This window comes from Kitasatospora sp. NPDC127111, from assembly GCF_042677465.1.
Taxonomy (GTDB): Bacteria; Actinomycetota; Actinomycetes; order Streptomycetales; family Streptomycetaceae; genus Kitasatospora.
On record NZ_JBHXTG010000007.1, the window covers coordinates 143,402 to 159,763 of the forward strand.

Here is a 16,362-nt window from a genome sequence, read left to right on the forward strand (position 1 = left end):
CGCGTCAGGTGGTGCTGAAGGTGAACCAGTTGACGTTGACGAAGTCGGCCGGCTGACCGCTGGTGAAGGTCAGGTAGACGTCGTGCCGGCCGGTGACCGCGCTGATGTTGGCGGGTACCGTCGTCCAGCTCTGCCAGCCGCCGGTGTTGGCGATGGCGAACGAGCCGACCGGGGCGCTGGTCGGGCTGTCTAGCCGGACCTCCACCAGTCCGCTCACCCCGCCGGCCGCACCCGAGGCCACCCGGGCCTTGAACTGCCGCGCCGGAGTGCCGCCGAAGTCGAGGCCCCGGTAGAGCGCCCAGTCCCCGTTGGCCAGCGCGGCGAGGTTCTGGCCGCCGCCGGTGTCGGTGGTGCCCTCCAGCGCCGTCCCCGACTGCGCGCTGTAGGCCTCGGCCTGGACGGTGGCGTAGGCGCTGCCGTTGCCACCGGGCGGCGGGGTGGTCGGCGGCGGGGTGGTGGGCGGCTGGGTCGTCGTGCCGCCGGAGCTGCGGACCGCGACGTAGTCGACCAGCATCGGCACGCCGGAGGCGGTGGCGGCGGTGGGTGTCCGGTATCCCGCGACCGGGTCGGGGAAGGCCCCGCCCATCGCCACGTTCAGCAGGATGAAGTGCCCGTGCCCGGTGGCGGCGCTCCAGGTGGCGGCGTCCATCTGGGCCGAGGTGACGGAGTGGAACTGCACGCCGTCCACGTACCAGCGCAGCTGCTGCGGGCTGACGCTGCGGTCCCACTCCAGGGCGTACGTGTGGAAGTTGCCCTGGCAGGCGGAGCCCGGGCAGGCGTGGACGGCGCCGAGCCCGGAGGTCTCGTTGCACGGGCCGCCCGGGTTGGCGCCGCAGTGCAGCGTGCCCCAGACCTGGTTCACGCCGTTCACGTTCTCCATCAGGTCGAACTCGCCGATGGACGGCCAGTTCCAGTAGTTGCCCCGGTACGGCGCGCCGAGCGTCCAGAAGGCGGGCCAGTAGCCGGCGGCGGCCGCGCCGGTCACGTTCGGCATCTGGATCCGGGACTCGATCCGGAGCTTGCCGCCGGCGGGCGGTTCGAAGTCGGTGCGGCGGGTCTCGATCCGGCCCGAGGTCCAGTGGCCGTTCGCGTCCCGGATCGGGGTGATGCGCAGGTTCCCGGCGCCGTCCTGGCGGAGGTTGGCGGTGTCGGCGGTGTAGCTCTGGACCTCCCCGGTGCCCCAGTTGGCGGCGCCGCCCGGGTAGCTGGTGCCGGTGTCGACGATCCAGTCGGCGGCGGACGGCAGGGTGTCGGCGGCGCCGCCGAAGTCGTCGCTCCAGACGGTGGTCCAGCCGGCGGGGGCGGGCGGGACGGCGGCCGTCGCGGTGGGGCCGAGCAGTGCGGCGCAGAGCGCGGCGGCCGCGCCGGCGGCCGTCAGGACGGTGGTCAGGGCCCGGCGCGGACGCCGCCGGCGGGCGGCGCCGGCTCTGGGCACGGCGGTGGTGCGCGCGGTGGTACTGGGCACAGCGGTCGTACTGGACGACGCGGGACTGGACGACGCGGTACTGGACACGGTGGTGCACCTCCGGGGTGGACGGATGCGGGGGCGGACGTGCGGGAGGCCCGGGGCGACGTGAGAGCGCTCTCAGTCGGCTCGACACACTGTCCCGCCCTGGCAGGCAACGGTCAAGAGGTGAAGCGATGAACTCCGTGCAGCGACAGACGGCTTCACCTCTTGAACCACGCGTCCGACCCCCGCCGAGCCCCTCCCGCCCCCGCCCGGCGGGCGCGCGGTTGCTCCCCCGGAATGAATCCGCCCGTCGTGCCCCCGCCGCCCGCGCCCTTACCTGACGGCCGGTCACCACAATGGCCTCGGCCGGGACCTCAGCGTCCACGCAACCGGAGACCAGGGCGGATCACATGGCGCGACTCATCACATCCACGCACCGACGAGGGAGCGGACGGAGCGGACGCGGACGGCTGCGGCTCAGAGCCGGCGCGGCCGCGGCGGCGGGTCTGCTGCTGCTCGGCTTCGCCGCCCCGGCCCAGGCCGTCGAGTCCACCGTCTCGGTGAACAACAAGCGCACCGGGTGGGACTCCAACGAGCCGAACCTGTCACCGTCCCAGGTCTCCTCCGCGAACTTCGGGCGCCGCTGGTCCACCCCGGTGAACGGCGCGGTGCTCGCCCAGCCGCTGGTCACCGGCACGAACGTGGTCGTCGCCACCGAGAACAACTACGTCTACGGCATCGACGCCGTCACCGGGAAGACCAACTGGACCCGCCAGCTCGGACCGGCCTGGCCCACCTCCTCCGTCCACTGCAACGACCCCGCCGCGTACACCGGGATCACCTCCACCCCGGTGTACGACCCCTCCTCCAACACCGTCTACCTCACCAGCAAGGTCAACGACGGGCCGGACGTCCAGCACCCGCACTGGTACGTCCACGCGATGAGCGCCTCCACCGGCGCCGAGCGGACCGGCTGGCCGGTCACCATCCAGGGCACGCCGACCAACAGCCCCGGTCACCCGTTCAACCCCTTCACCGCCGCCCAGCGCCCCGGCCTGCTGCTGCTCAACGGCGCCGTGTACGCGGGCTTCGCCTCCTACTGCGACTCCGGCCCCTACGTCGGCCAGGTCGTCGGCGTGAACGTCGGCACCCGCAAGCTCACCCTGTGGTCCACCGAGTCCGGCTCCGACAGCCAGGAGGCCGGCATCTGGCAGGCCGGCGGCGGCCTGGTCTCCGACGGCTCCGGCCGGATCTTCGTCAGCACCGGCAACGGCGCCGGCACCGGCGCCTCGCCGAGCCAGGGCCCCGGCAACCGCCCGCCGGGCCACCTCGGCGAGTCGGTGGTGCGCCTCGGCGTGAACAGCGACGGCAGCCTCTCCGCCCGGGACTTCTTCAGCCCGACCAACAACCGCACCCTGGACACCAACGACAGCGACCTCGGCTCGGGCGGCCCGGTCGCCCTGCCGAACGGCTTCGGGACCACCGCCCACCCGCACCTGCTGGTCCAGGTCGGCAAGGACGGCCGGGTCTTCCTGCTCGACCGCGACAACCTCGGCGGCATGGGCCAGGGCCCCAACGGCACCGACAACCCGGTGAGCATGGCCGGGCCGTTCGAGGGCGTCTGGGGCCACCCCGCCGTCTGGGGCGGTGGCGGCGGCTACGTGTACACCGTGTCCACCGACACCGGCAACGGCCGCTCACCGCTGCGGGCGCTGAAGTTCTCGGTGAACGCCGCCGGCGTGCCGACCCTGAGCAGCGTCGGCACCAGCAACGAGGGCTTCGGCTACGGCTCCGGCTCCCCCGTCGTGACGTCCAACGGCACGGCGGGCGGCTCGGCACTGGTCTGGGCCGTCTGGTCCGGCTCCGGCCCCAACGGCGCCGGCGGTGAGCTCCGCGTCTACGACGCCGTCCCGGTCAACGGCACCATGCACCTGCGGCGCTCCTTCCCGATCGGCACCGCCGCCAAGTTCGTGGTCCCCGCCACCGACGGCGGCCGCGTCTACGTCGGCACCCGCGACGGCCACCTGGTCGCCTTCGGCACCGCGTAGCCGTTGTCCGGAACCCGGTCCGGAGGCCGGCCGTCCCCGTGAGGCTCACCGGGACGGCCGGCCTCCGGCGGTGGCGGACGACGTCAGCGCGGACCGGTGGCCCGGGCATCGGCCGGTCGCAGGCGGCCCGGGCCGGGCGGCCGGCTCACCGGAGGTCGGCCCGATCGACGTCCTGTTCCAGCCACCGCCGGGCGGCTTCGACGCTGTCGGCGCCGCCGGTGTGGAAGGCGATCGCGGCCTCGGGCGCGTGGCGGCGGACGAGGTTGACGACGCGTTCGAAGAAGGGCAGCGCCGGCTCCGGCTTGCGGATGCCGCCTCCGATGACGACGACGTCCCAGGGGCGGGAGCCGAGCGCGGCGACGATCGCCGGCTCGGCGGTCCCGTCCGGGGCGACCAGGGTCATCGCGGCGTCGATGCCGTGGGTGGCGAAGCGGGCGGGTTCGGCGTCGAGAACGGCCCGCAGGCCGTCGCCGTCCATGCCGGGGACGGCGTGCGGATCGAAACCGACAACGAGGACCGTGGCCATGCCCGGTACGACGGTCGGCCGGCGTCGCCCGGTTCCTCGACGGGCACGCGGGGAGGGCCGGGTCAGTGAGCGGGGCGTAGCGGGCCGAATCCGACGTCCCGCCAGAGGGCGCGCAGCCCGCCCCGGTCGTCGTCGGTCAGGTGGTCGGCGGGGACGGCCCAGGACTTGACCGGTGTGGCGTCGGTGGTGAGCGCCGGCCAGCCGGGGTCGCCGGTGGCCGCGAAGTCGGCCCAGGAGCGGAGCATGCGGTGGGACAGGGCCCGGTCGTGCCCGTCGGGCGTGCCACCGATGAGGAAGTCGGCGCCGACGGCGTCCAGGTTGCCGAAGGCGAACGGGATGTCGGCGGTGTGCCAGGGCCTGGCGGCGTCGCGCCTGCGGGCGAAGCGGGCCAGGTGCGCCCGGCCGCCGGCCCTCGCGTGGTGCTCGGCAAGGCGGGTGGTGTACTCGCCGAACTGCGCCGCGCCGAGGATCGCGAGGTAGCGGTCGAGCACCGGGGCGTCCGGCATCGACGCGCGGTAGCCGTCGAGAAGGTGGGCCGGGAGGTCCAGGGCCTCGGCGAGGTCCGCCAGTTCCGGCTCGGTGGTGACCTCGCGCACCGCGCCCACCGTGTGGAGGAACCAGGCCTCCTCCACGGCGTGGCACACCAGCAGGTCCACGTCCGCCGCCGTGCCGGCGGCGAGCGCCCGGAGCGGGTCGGCGGGCAGCACCTCGCCGTCGATGACGGGCTGGAAGAGCACCGGGGAGAAGGCGTGGATCGCCGCCACCGGGTCGCTCGCGCACTGCGCGGCGACCTTGTCGGCGGCGGCCACCAGGGCCTCGGGCGGGGCGGACAGCAGCCCTTCCGCGATCGGTGCCACGCCGGCCACCGCCGCGATCCGCTCGGTCACCGCCGCGGCGAGTTCGACCGTGTGGTGGAGGCTGGGCACACTGTGGGCGACGGCCCGCCGGAACAGCGCCCGTGCCCGCGGCATGACCATCAGACAGGCCACCGATCCGCCTCCGGAGGAGTGTCCGGCGACGGTGACGTTGCCGGGGTCGCCGCCGAAGGCCGCGATGTTCTCCCGGACCCAGCGCAGCGCGGCGACCTGGTCCAGCAGTCCCCGGTTGTCGGGGAAGCCGGGCACATGGCCGAAGCCCTCGAAGCCCACCCGGAAGTTGCAGCTGACCACGACCAGTCCGGCGCGGGCCAGGGCCGTCCCGTCGAAGTCGGGCTGGGCGGAGGAGCCGAAGGTGTGGGCGCCGCCGTGGAGCCAGAAGAACACCGGCAGCCCGCCCTCCTCCGCACGCTCGGGCGCCCACACGTTGACGGTGAGGACGTCCTCGTCACCGGGCCGCCACACCGGCGCCCCCGGAAGCCGCGCCGACTGCGGGGCGATCGGGCCGAAGGCCGTGCAGTCCCGGACCTCGTCCCAGGCCGGCGCCGGCTGCGGCTCCCGGAAACGACGGGCACCGAAGGGCGCGGCGGCGTAGGGCACGCCGAGCACGGCGGTGACGCCGTCGACGCACCCGCCACCCCGCACAGGACCGCTCGTCGTCCGGAAAACCATGTCGACTCCCCCTCGTCGCCACTCCTGGCACACCAGTCCTGATCATGGCACGCCGCCCGGGAACCCGAGGACCGCGCCGGGCGGACAACGCGGTCAGGTGCTGCTCAACGGCGCGACGCGGTGTGTGCGGGCCTCGGCTCCTACGCGCCTCCGGGCACCCGCCGCCACGTTCGTGGTCCCCGCCGCCGACGGCGGCCGCGTCCACGTCGGCACCCGCGACGGCCGCCAGGCCGCCTCGTCCCCCGGTCGCCTTCGGCACCGCGTTACCGCGCGCGGGGCGAAAAGCGGTTGCCGCGCGGCGGGCGTCCTGCTCGAATCACCGCCGTGGAGACCTACCTGGAAACCGAGCGGATGACGCTCCGGCGCTTCACCGAAGCGGACGTCGACGCCCTGGCCGCCCTGCACGGACACCCCGACGTCATGCGGCACATCGACGACGGCCGCCCCGTGTCCAGGGCCGTCGTCGAGCGGCGGCAGCTTCCGCACATCCTGCGCGAGTACGACGAACTCCCCGACGGTCAGGGCTGCTTCGCCGCCGTGGAGAAGTCCTCCGGGACGTTCGTGGGGTGGGTCTCGCTGCGGCCCGCGACCAGTGTCGGCCTGGACGGCGGGACGGAGCTGGGCTACCGGATGCTGCCGTCCGTCTGGGGTCTGGGCTACGCCACCGAGGGCGCGCGGGCGCTGGTGCGCCACGCGTTCGGCGCCCTGGGGGTGGACCGGATCGCCGCCACCACGATGACGGTCAACACCGCCTCCAGACGGGTCATGGAGAAGGCCGGTCTGTCCTTCGTCCGCACCTTCTTCGAGGAGTGGCCCGATCCCGTCGAGGGAGCCGAACACGGCGACGTGGAGTACGCCGTCACCCGCGAGACGTGGCTCCGGCAGCACGACCGGCCGTCGTCACCGGGGCGGGGCGCCCGGGGGTGATCCGGGCGCCCCGGGTGGGGTCAGAGGCCGAGGATGGTGAGGGCGGCTTCGCGCATCTCGACCTTGCGGACCTTGCCGGTGACGGTCATGGGGAAGTCGTCGACGAGGTGGACGTAGCGGGGGACCTTGTAGTGGGCGATGCGGCCGGTGCAGAACGCGCGGAGCGTGTCGGCGGTGAGCTCGGGGGCGCCGGGGCGGAGGCGGATCCAGGCCATCAGTTCCTCGCCGTACTTGGCGTCGGGGACGCCGATGACCTGGGCGTCCAGGATGTCGGGGTGGGTGTGGAGGAACTCCTCGACCTCGCGGGGGTAGATGTTCTCGCCGCCGCGGATGACCATGTCCTTGCTGCGGCCGGTGATGCTGAGGTAGCCGTCCTCGTCCATCACCGCGAGGTCGCCGGTGTGCATCCAGCCGTCGGCGTCGACCACCTCGGCCGTGCGGTCGGGCTGGTCCCAGTAGCCGAGCATCACCGAGTAGCCGCGGGTGCAGAGTTCGCCGGTGGTGCCGCGCGGGACGGTGTGGCCGGTGTCGGGGTCGACCACCTTCACCTCCAGGTGCGGCCCGACCCGGCCGACGGTGGAGACGCGGCGTTCCAGCGGGTCGTCGGCGCGGGTCTGGGTGGAGACCGGGGAGGTCTCGGTCATGCCGTAGCAGATCGAGACGTCGCGCATGCCCATCCGGTCGACGACCTCCTTCATCACCTCGGTCGGGCAGGGCGATCCCGCCATGATCCCGGTGCGCAGGCTGGAGAGGTCGTGGTCGGCGAAGGAGGGGTCGTTGAGTTCGGCGATGAACATGGTGGGCACGCCGTAGAGCGAGGTGCAGCGTTCGGCGGCCACGGCGCGCAGGGTGCTGACGGGGTCGAAGCCGGGGGCCGGGATGACCACGCAGGCGCCGTGCGAGAGGGCGGCGAGGTTGCCCATGACCATGCCGAAGCAGTGGTAGAAGGGCACCGGCACGCAGATGCGGTCGTGTTCGGAGTAGCCGCACAGCTCGCCGACGAAGAAGCCGTTGTTGAGGATGTTGCGGTGGGAGAGGGTGGCGCCCTTCGGGAAGCCGGTGGTGCCCGAGGTGTACTGGATGTTGATCGGGTCGTCCGGGGCGAGTCCGGCGCCGATCGCGGCCAGGTCGGCGGGCGCGGTGGCGGCGGTGGTGAGCAGCTCGTCCCAGGCGGCGGAGCCGATCAGCAGGACGTCCCGGAGGCCGGGGCAGCGCGGAGCGGCCTCGGCGAGCATGGCCGCGTAGTCGGAGGTCTTGAACGAGGGCGCGGCGACGATCGTGCGGATGCCCGACTGCCGGAGCACGTACTCGAGTTCGTGGGTGCGGTAGCCGGGGTTGACGGTCACCAGGACGGCGCCGATGCGGGCGGTGGCGTACTGGACGAACACCCACTCCGCGCAGTTCGGGGCCCAGATCCCGACCCGGTCGCCGCGTTCGACGCCGAGGGTGAGCAGCGCGGCGGCGACCCGGTCGACCTCGGCGGCGAGGTCGCGGTACGTCCAGCGGCGGCCGGTGGGCAGGTCGACCAGGGCCTCCCGGTCGGGGAAGGAGCGGACGGCGCGGTCCAGGGCCGCGCCGATGGTCTCCTCCAGCAGGGGCGTGTCCGAGGGGCCGGCGCTGAGGCTGGGAGGGGGTGTGGGCATGCGGGGGCTCCTCGGCTCGTCGGGACGGCTGGCGCCCGAGTCTATGCAGGGCCGGGCCCGGCGTCATTCATCCGTGCGGACCGGTTGTCCCGCCGAGGGGCCGCGGCGCGATCGGCCTCGCGAACTGCCCGTTCAGGCAAGGAAAGAGGCGGAACAAGCGATCAGAAACGATCAAGCGTGTACATTCTGCGCTGACTGATGATCAGTCGCCGGGGGCGGCGCAACGGAGCAGGTCGGCACGCCTCCGTCGCCGTGCCCGCACCCGAGACAGGACACCCATGCCGAACCCGCAGCCCGCCGTCTCCCGGCGCACCCTCGTCGGGGCGATAGGCGCGACGGCCGCCGCCCTCGCCGTCGCCCCGGCCGCCTCCGCCGCGGCCGCCACGGCCCCCTCCACCGCCGCTCCCGCGCCCTCCCCCGCCGGGGCCCCCGGCACCGCCGGCCGGGGCGCGCGGACGGTCAGCGTCCCCGCGACCCGGGCACGGTCGGCGGCGGGCGGGGAGGCCGCGACCGTGCGGGCCGGGTTCCCGATCCGCTACGTCGGCGTCAGCTGGGACGGCCCCGCCCGCGGCGCGGCCATCCGGCTCCACCGGGACGGCGGCGCGCCCGGCGCGTGGCAGCCCCTGCCCGCCGGCTGCGCGGGCGGGCCTGACCGGCCGCACGGGCCGCACGGCGCGGCCGGGGCGGACAGCGCGGCCGAGGCGGACGGGCCCGGGCGCCCGGCCGTCGCCGTCACCGCGCTGATCGCCGCCGGCGGCGCCCCCGGCTACGACCTGCGGCTGCCCGACGGTGCCGGCAACGTCCGCACCGCCGCCATCGACACCGTGCACGGACCCGCCCGCGGCCTCGCGCTCGCGCCGACCACACCGGTGACCTTCTGCGGCACCGAGTACCTCTCGCGGGCGGCATGGGGCGCGGACGAGTCCAAGCGCTTCAAGAACGGCGTGGAGAACTCGCCGCCGAAGTACTACCCGCTGCAGACCCTGACGGTCCACCACACGGACACCCCGAACGCCGACCCCGACCCGGCGGCCACCGTGCGGGCGATCTACGAGTACCACGCCGTCACCCTCGACTGGGGCGACATCGGCTACCACTTCCTGATCGACGAGGCCGGCCGGATCTACGAGGGCCGCTGGTCCGGCGACGACGGCACCCCCGCGCACGACGCGTCCGGGAACGTGGTGACCGCCTTCCACACCGCGGGCTACAACTCCGGCAACCTCGGCATCGCGCTGCTCGGCACGCTCAGCGGCCAGGAGCCCACCGCGCCGGCCCGCCGCTCGCTGACCGCGCTGCTCGCCCTCCTCACCCGCACGCACGGGCTCGACCCGCAGGCGCACGTCACCTTCGTCAACCCGGTCAACGGCGTGACCAGGCCGGTCGACCTGATCAGCGGCCACCGCGACTGGCTGGCCACCGACTGCCCGGGCGGCACGATGTACGCGACCCTGCCCGCGCTCCGCGCCGAGGTCGCGGCCCTGGGCGGCACCGCGCACTGACCCCGTGTGGCCGACGCCCCCACCGGGCGGCCCGGCCGACGCCCCCGCCGGGCGGCCCCGACCGGGCTGCCAGCGGTCGTAGGCGCCGGTCGGGGCCGACCGGCCCGGGTCAGCCCTTGACGACGCCCAGCGGCACCAGGCGGGCGACCGGCCGGGCCAGGCCGGCGCCCTCCGTCACGGTGGCGACCGCGTCGACGTCCTTGTACGCCTCGGGCGCCTCCTCCGCGAGCCCGCGCCAGGAGGACGGGCGGACGGCGATCCCCCGCGACTCCAGGTCGTCGCGGAGCCGTTCGCCGCGGACCACGCGCAGCGCGTGGTGCCGGCTCCAGACCCGGCCGGCGCCGTGGCAGGCGGAGTGGAAGGCGTCGTTGCCGGGCAGGCCGACCATCACGTACGAGGCGGTGCCCATGGTCCCGGGGACCAGCACCGGCTGGCCGGCGCCGGCGAGGTCCGGCGGCAGGCCCGGATCGCCCGGCGGCAGGGCCCGGGTGGCGCCCTTGCGGTGGACGCAGAGCCGCCGCGCCGCGCCGTCGACCTCGTGGGTCTCGATCTTCGCCATGTTGTGGGAGATGTCGTAGACCAGCTCCAGGCCCACCTCGGCGGCCTCGGCGAAGGCGCGGCGGGCGGCCTCGGAGAGCAGCTGCCGGTTGGCGCGGCCGTAGTTGGCGGCCGCGGCCATCGCCCCGAGGTAGGCCCGGCCGGCCGGGGAGTCGACGGGGGTGCAGGCGAGCTGGCGGTCGGGGACGGAGATCCGGTGGCGGTGCAGGTCCCGGTCCATGGTGCGGACGTGGTCGGTGCACACCTGGTGGCCGAGGCCGCGCGAACCGCAGTGGATCATGACGCAGACCTGGCCGGTGTGCAGTCCGAACGCGGCCGCGGTGTCCGGGTCGTGGACGTGTTCGACGGCCTGGACCTCAAAAGAAGTGGTTGCCGCTGCCCAGGCTGCCGACCTGGTGCAGGCCTCGCTCCACGGCCCGGCTGCTGACCTGCCCGGGCGCGGCGCCCGCCAGGACGCCGTCGTCCTCGCAGCGGGCCAGGTCGCGCGGCACCCCGTGGCCGTGCTCGACCGCGTACCGGGCGCCGCCGACCAGCAGGTCGTCCAGCTCCCCGGTGCCCGACAGCTTCCACAGGCCGCCGCGGCCCATGCCGCGCGGGACGGTGCGGTCGAGGAGGTCCATCAGGCGCTGGAGGCGGTCGTGGCCGAGCTCCGCCCGGTCGACGCCGGCGGCGAGCAGCCGCACCCCGCAGGAGATGTCGAAGCCCACGCCGCCGGGTGAGACCACCCCGCCCCGGTCGGCGTCGGTGGCGGCCACGCCACCGATCGGGAAGCCGTAGCCCCAGTGGACGTCCGGCATCGCGAAGGAGGCGCGGACGATGCCGGGCAGCGTCGCCACGTTGGCCACCTGTTCCAGCGCCTTGTCGCCGGCCGCCTGCGGCAGCAGCGCCCCGGACGCGAACACCACTCCGGGCACCCGCATCCGCTCCCGCCGTTCGATGCGGAAGCGGTAGGGGCCTTCCTCGACGAGCGTGATCTCCACGGTCCTCACCTCCGGCTACCGGTCGTCCTCAGACGTCGAGCGTCACCTGACAGCTCCAGCCCCCGGGGCCGGCCCGGAGGCGGAGCTCGTGCAGCGAGACGGCCTTGGGCACCGCCCCGACCACCTCGGCGGTGCCGGCGTCGGCCATCCGGAAGCGCACCGGCAGCGCCCGGCCGGCCCCGGCCGCCCGGATCGCCCCGACCTCCGTGTCGAGCGGCAGCTCGCCGTCGGCGTCCATCCGGTAGATCACTTCCTCCAGGACGGCGACCAGCAGGTCCTCGTCGGTCGCCGCGGTGACGGTGCAGGCGCGTTCCCCGGCCGGACGGGCCCCGGTGGTGTCGGCGAAGCCCCCGACCGCGGCGCGCACCGCCTCGCGGATGCACCCCTCGGCGGTCGGCGCCCACGCCTCGACGCGCAGGTCCGCCGTGTGCGCCACGGTGCGGTGGCCGCTGCGGGAACGCTGCTGCCCGGTCACCGGCGACGGCTCCTTCGTCTCCGGGGCGCGTGTCCCGGCGACCGATCCGGCTGCGGCCGACGCGACCGCCCCCACTCCTCCAGGCTCGACCCGCGCTCCCGCCCGGGCAACCCCCCGCCCGTGCCGGCGGCGGCCGGACTACCCTGGCGGCATGTCTCCGCACCCGGGACCGGAAGGACCGGGCGGCCACGACGGCTCGCCGCCGGCCGCCGACGGGAGTGCGCCGCCGGCCGCCGCGCTGGACGGGATCCGGCGGCTGCTGGAGGCCGGGGGCGTCGCCGTGCTCAGCGGTGCCGGGCTCTCCACCGAGTCGGGCATCCCCGACTACCGCGGGGTCACCGGCCGCAGTCGCCGCCACACGCCGATGACGTACCAGGAGTTCACCGGGAGCGAGGCGGCCCGGCGCCGGTACTGGGCCCGCAGCCACGCCGGGTGGCGGGCGATCGCCGAGGCCCGGCCGAACGCCGGGCACCGGGCGGTCGAGCGGCTGCGCCGGACCGGACGGGTCTCGGCGGTGATCACCCAGAACGTCGACGGGCTGCACCGCGCGGCCGGCACCGTCGACGCCGTCGAGCTGCACGGCGGCCTCGACCGGGTGGTCTGCCTCGGCTGCGGGCGCCGCAGCAGCCGCGAGGAGCTCGACCGGCGCCTGCACGACCTCAACGGCGCCGCCGGCGGCACGGACGCGCGGGTGAACCCGGACGGGGACGTGGAGCTGCCCGACGCGCTGGTGGCGTCCTTCCGGATCGCGCCCTGCACGGCCTGCGGAGGCATCCTCAAGCCCGACGTGGTCTTCTTCGGCGAGAACGTGCCCGGGGCCCGCGTCCAGCGCTGCTACGACCTGGTGGACGGGGCCCGGGCGCTGCTCGTCCTGGGCTCGTCGCTCGCCGTGCTGTCCGGCCTGCGCTTCGTGCGGCACGCCGCGCGCGGCGGCAAGCCCGTCGCGATCGTCAACCAGGGCGCGACGCGCGGCGACGAGTACGCGGACCTGAAGGTCGCCCTGCCGCTCGGCGCGACGCTCTCCGCGCTGGCCGAGCGGCTGGACGCGCGACCCGACCGCGGGCTCGACGGCTGACCCCGGAACGGGCCGGACGCCGACGGCCGCGGGCTCAGCCGGCCCCAGTATCCTCATGGATGTTGGCTTCTGGTGTTTTCGGTTCGTTGGTGAGGGGTGTGGGGCTGTGGCGGAGACGGGAATGCTGGCCCAGCAGCGGCAGGCGCTGATCGCCGGGATCGTGCGCCGCAGCGGGGCCGTGCGGGTCGCCGAGCTGGTCGAGCAGCTCGGGGTCTCCGACATGACGATCCGTCGGGACCTCGACGCGCTGGAGCGTTCGGGCGCGGTGAAGAAGGTGCACGGCGGGGCCGTGCTCGGGGCGGAGACGGCGGCGGACGAGCCCGGCTTCGAGGCCAAGTCCGGCCTGGAGTCGGCGGCCAAGGCCGCGGTGGCGGACGCGGCGGCGGCGCTGGTCGAACCGGGCAGCGTGATCGCGATCTCGGCCGGGACGACCGCCTACGCGGTCGCCGCGCGGCTGCTACGGGTGCCGCGGCTCACCGTCGTCACCAACTCGCTGCCCGTCGCGGAGCTGATCCGCAAGGCCGGGGAGCAGCCCGACACGGAGCCGCCGTCGCTGCTGCTGACCGGCGGCGCGCCGACCCCGTCCGCGGCGCTGGTGGGGCCGCTGGCCGACCAGTCGATCCGGGCGCTCCACGTCGACCTGCTGATCCTGGGAGCCCACGGGGTGTCCGAGAAGGCCGGCCTGACCACGCCCAACCTCGCCGAGGCGCAGACCAACCGCGCGCTGATCGCCTCCGCCCGGCGGGTCGCGGTGGTGGCGGACCACAGCAAGTGGGGTGTCATCGGCCTCAGCGGCTTCGCCGCCCTCGAGGACGTCGGCGTGTTCGTCACCGACTCCGGGATCGGCGAGCACGCCCGGACCGTCCTCTCGGAGGCGGTCGGCGAACTGGTGATCGCGCGGGTGCCCGCGGCCTGACCGCCGCGGGCACGTGGGCACCTCCGGGAGGCGCTGCCGGTTCAGCCCGGCAGGCCCACCGCCCGTTCGCCGCCGCGGCGTTGCTGGACGACCACCGCGACGACCAGCAGGGCGCCCTGGGCGACGTTCTGCCAGAACGTGTTGATGCCCTGGACGGTGAGGCCGTTCTCCAGCGCGCCGAGCAGGGCGACGGCGAGCAGGGTGCCGCCGATGCCGCCCCGGCCGCCCTTGAGCGCGGCGCCGCCGAGCGCGGCCGCCGTGATCGCCTTCAGTTCGAGCCCCTCGCTGCCGGAGACCGGCTGCCCGGAGCCGGTGCGGGCGGTGAGCAGGACGCCGGCCACCGCCGCCACCACGCCGATCAGGGCGTACACGGCGACCAGGTACTTGTTGATCGCGATGCCGGCCAGCCGGGCGGCGGTGTCGTTGCCGCCGATCGCGTACAGGTTGCGGCCGATGTCGGTGTACTTCAGCAGGACGTGCACCGCCAGCGCGGTGAGGATCAGGATCCAGACCATCACCGGCAGCCCCGCGATCTTGCCCCGGCCGAGGAAGACGAACACGGCGTCGTTGAGCACGTAGCCCTGCGCCCGTCCGTCCGAGACGAGTTGGGCGAGGCCCTTGTACGCGGCGAGGCCGGCCAGGGTGGCGATGGTGGGGTTGACCCGGCCGTAGACGATGACGGCGCCGTTCAGCACGCCGACCAGCAGACCGACGCCGACCGCGGCGGCCGTGCCGGCGAAGGCGTCGGCACCGGCGGAGGTGAAGGCCATGGCGCTGACCACGGAGGCCAGGCCGGCCTGCGAGCCCACCGAGATGTCCAGGCCGCCGCAGATGATCACCACCGTCTGCACCACGGCGAGCAGGCCGGTGATGGTGGCGGCCTCGGCGATGACCTGGACGTTGGTCCAGCTCAGGTAGTTGTCGTTGAGGACCCCGAAGACGGCCAGCACCACGGCGAGCGCGCCGACCAGGCTGAGGTTCTGGCCGCCGATGCCGGTGAGCAGGGAGAGCGGGCGGGCGGAGCGGCCGTGCGGCGCGCCCTTGAGGGCGGGCGGGGTGGTGGCGGTGGTCATGAGGATGCTCCGGATGAGGTCGTGCCGGTGATGTCGTCGGCCATGGCGAGTTGGAGGACGGCCTCCTCCGTGGCGTCGGCCCGGTCCAGTGCGCCGGTGACGCGCCCGCCCTGCATGACGACGATCCGGTCGGCCAGGCCGAGGAGCTCGGGCAGTTCGGAGGAGATGACCAGCAGGGCGACGCCCTGCTCGGCGAGGTCGGCGATGATCCGGTAGATCTCGGCCTTCGCGCCGACGTCGATGCCGCGGGTCGGTTCGTCCAGGATCAGCAGCTTCGGCCGGCGGGCCAGCCAGCGGGAGAGCACGACCTTCTGCTGGTTCCCGCCGGAGAGCTTGCCGACCTCGTGCTCGACCGAGGGGGTGCGCACCCGCAGGCGCTCGGCGTACTCCCGGGCCAGGTCGCGTTCGGCGCCGCGCCGGACGAACCGCCAGCGGCGCAGCCGTTCCAGGACGGCGATGGAGGTGTTGTCGCGGACGGAGCGCCGCAGGAAGAGCGCCTGGGCCTTGCGCTCCTCGGGGGCGAGGGCGAGGCCGGCCCGGATCACCCGGCCGGGGCTGCCGGTGGGCAGTGGCCGGCCGTCCAGGGTGACGGTGCCGCCGCGCACGGGCAGGTCGCCGGCCAGGGCGAGGGCGAGTTCGGAGCGGCCGGCGCCGACCAGACCGGCGAGTCCGACGACCTCGCCGGCCCGGACGGTGAGGTCGACGCCGCGCACGTGGTCGGTGGTGACGCCACGGGCCTCCAGGACGACGCGGTCGGTGGCGACGGTGCGGCGCACGAACAGGGCCGAGAGGTCGCGGCCGACCATCTGGCGGACGAGCTCGCCCTCGTCGGTGCGGCGCGCGTCCCGCACGGCGACCAGGGCGCCGTCGCGCAGGACGGCGATCCGGTCGGCGAGGCGGAAGATCTCCTGCATCCGGTGCGAGACGTAGACGACGGCGACGCCCTGCCGGCGCAGCCGGCCGACCAGGGCGAACAGGGCGTCGACCTCGTGCTCGGAGAGCGAGGAGGTCGGCTCGTCGAAGGCGATCAGCTTGGCCTCGCCGGTCAGGGCGCGCATGATCTCGACCAGTTGGCGCTGTGCCGAGGTCAGTCGGGAGCCGAGCAGGTCGGGGTCGAGGACGCCGGCGAAGCCGAGCCGGTCGAGGTCGGCGCTGATCCGGCGGCGCAGTTCGGCGCGGTCCAGGCGGCGGCCGGCGGTCGTGGGCAGGGCACCGGCGTAGACGTTCTCGGCGACCGAGACGTGCGGGATGATCTCCGGTTCCTGCGGGATGATCCGGATGCCGAGGGCCCTGGCCTGGGCCGGGTTGCGCAGGTCGACGGCTCGGCCGTCGAGGACGACGCGACCCTCGGTGGGCTGGTGGTCGCCGGTGAGGATCTTGAGCAGGGTGGACTTGCCGGCGCCGTTCTCGCCCATCAGGGCGGTGACCTGGCCGGGCGGGAAGTCGAGGGTGACGCCGGTCAGGGCCTGGACGGATCCGAAGCGCTTGGTGACGCCCTCGACCCGGGTGCCGCGGACGGCCGGCCCCGGCCCGGCGGCGGCTGCGGGCGCGGCTGCTGCGGGCGCGTCGCCGGTGGGTGCGTCGCCGGTGGGTGGTCGGGGATCTGCGTTCGGGCGGCGCGCTGTGCTCACGGCCGGGTCTC

14 protein-coding genes are annotated in these 16,362 nt (G+C 74.8%); 5 read left to right on the plus strand and 9 right to left on the minus strand.

The window, feature by feature from the left end:
- Positions 1-4 precede the first annotated feature (4 nt).
- Positions 5-1,465, minus strand: coding sequence for a carbohydrate-binding protein (locus tag ACFVHB_RS07195; protein ID WP_380316433.1), 1,461 nt, complete (start codon positions 1,463-1,465; stop codon positions 5-7).
- 395 nt (positions 1,466-1,860) lie between these two features.
- Here ACFVHB_RS07195 and ACFVHB_RS07200 point away from each other — a divergent pair, with 395 nt between their 5' ends.
- Positions 1,861-3,498: a PQQ-binding-like beta-propeller repeat protein gene (locus ACFVHB_RS07200; protein ID WP_380316436.1), complete on the plus strand. Its 1,638-nt coding sequence runs from the start codon at positions 1,861-1,863 to the stop codon at positions 3,496-3,498.
- Positions 3,499-3,643: 145 nt separating this feature from the next.
- Here ACFVHB_RS07200 and ACFVHB_RS07205 read toward each other — a convergent pair whose 3' ends face one another.
- Positions 3,644-4,024 carry a hypothetical protein gene (locus ACFVHB_RS07205; RefSeq protein WP_380316439.1) on the minus strand — a complete coding sequence of 127 codons (381 nt, stop codon included), beginning with the start codon at positions 4,022-4,024 and terminating at the stop codon, positions 3,644-3,646.
- Between the two features lie 62 nt (positions 4,025-4,086).
- A complete protein-coding gene (locus ACFVHB_RS07210) occupies positions 4,087-5,571 on the minus strand; it encodes a carboxylesterase/lipase family protein (RefSeq protein ID WP_380316442.1) in 1,485 nt (494 codons plus the stop codon).
- A 324-nt stretch (positions 5,572-5,895) separates the two neighbouring features.
- Here ACFVHB_RS07210 and ACFVHB_RS07215 point away from each other — a divergent pair, with 324 nt between their 5' ends.
- Entirely contained in the window at positions 5,896-6,498 is a 603-nt protein-coding gene (locus ACFVHB_RS07215) for a GNAT family N-acetyltransferase (protein WP_380316445.1), read from the plus strand.
- 20 nt (positions 6,499-6,518) lie between these two features.
- Here ACFVHB_RS07215 and ACFVHB_RS07220 read toward each other — a convergent pair whose 3' ends face one another.
- On the minus strand, positions 6,519-8,141 hold the full coding sequence (locus ACFVHB_RS07220) for an AMP-binding protein (protein ID WP_380316448.1): 1,623 nt from the start codon (positions 8,139-8,141) through the stop codon (positions 6,519-6,521).
- A 278-nt stretch (positions 8,142-8,419) separates the two neighbouring features.
- On the opposite strand from ACFVHB_RS07220, the gene ACFVHB_RS07225 reads away from it, so the two are divergent.
- The gene (locus ACFVHB_RS07225) at positions 8,420-9,643 is read left to right on the plus strand and encodes an N-acetylmuramoyl-L-alanine amidase (protein ID WP_380316451.1); all 1,224 of its coding nucleotides are present in this window, start codon (positions 8,420-8,422) and stop codon (positions 9,641-9,643) included.
- 109 nt (positions 9,644-9,752) lie between these two features.
- Here the strand turns inward: ACFVHB_RS07225 and ACFVHB_RS07230 are convergent, their stop codons facing one another.
- Genes ACFVHB_RS07230 through ACFVHB_RS07240 form a run of 3 tightly spaced genes read right to left on the minus strand, consistent with a single transcriptional unit; the run spans position 9,753 to position 11,656 of the window.
- A complete protein-coding gene (locus tag ACFVHB_RS07230) occupies positions 9,753-10,505 on the minus strand; it encodes an RtcB family protein (protein WP_380316517.1) in 753 nt (250 codons plus the stop codon).
- Between the two features lie 52 nt (positions 10,506-10,557).
- Entirely contained in the window at positions 10,558-11,181 is a 624-nt protein-coding gene (locus ACFVHB_RS07235) for an RtcB family protein (RefSeq protein WP_380316454.1), read from the minus strand.
- A gap of 28 nt (positions 11,182-11,209) precedes the next feature.
- Positions 11,210-11,656 (minus strand): archease, encoded by a 447-nt coding sequence (locus tag ACFVHB_RS07240; RefSeq protein ID WP_380316457.1) that lies wholly within the window; start codon positions 11,654-11,656, stop codon positions 11,210-11,212.
- Positions 11,657-11,807: 151 nt separating this feature from the next.
- Here ACFVHB_RS07240 and ACFVHB_RS07245 point away from each other — a divergent pair, with 151 nt between their 5' ends.
- Positions 11,808-12,731 carry an NAD-dependent protein deacetylase gene (locus tag ACFVHB_RS07245; RefSeq protein WP_380316460.1) on the plus strand — a complete coding sequence of 308 codons (924 nt, stop codon included), beginning with the start codon at positions 11,808-11,810 and terminating at the stop codon, positions 12,729-12,731.
- Positions 12,732-12,852: 121 nt separating this feature from the next.
- Positions 12,853-13,647, plus strand: coding sequence for a DeoR/GlpR family DNA-binding transcription regulator (locus tag ACFVHB_RS07250; RefSeq protein ID WP_380316519.1), 795 nt, complete (start codon positions 12,853-12,855; stop codon positions 13,645-13,647).
- A gap of 41 nt (positions 13,648-13,688) precedes the next feature.
- On the opposite strand, the gene ACFVHB_RS07255 is transcribed toward ACFVHB_RS07250, so the two are convergent.
- Together ACFVHB_RS07255 and ACFVHB_RS07260 are read right to left on the minus strand one after the other, a co-directional pair.
- Positions 13,689-14,720 (minus strand): ABC transporter permease, encoded by a 1,032-nt coding sequence (locus ACFVHB_RS07255; protein WP_380316463.1) that lies wholly within the window; start codon positions 14,718-14,720, stop codon positions 13,689-13,691.
- Positions 14,717-16,351 carry a sugar ABC transporter ATP-binding protein gene (locus ACFVHB_RS07260; protein ID WP_380316466.1) on the minus strand — a complete coding sequence of 545 codons (1,635 nt, stop codon included), beginning with the start codon at positions 16,349-16,351 and terminating at the stop codon, positions 14,717-14,719. Before ACFVHB_RS07260 ends, ACFVHB_RS07255 begins: the two co-directional genes overlap by 4 nt.
- Positions 16,352-16,362: the final 11 nt, after the last annotated feature.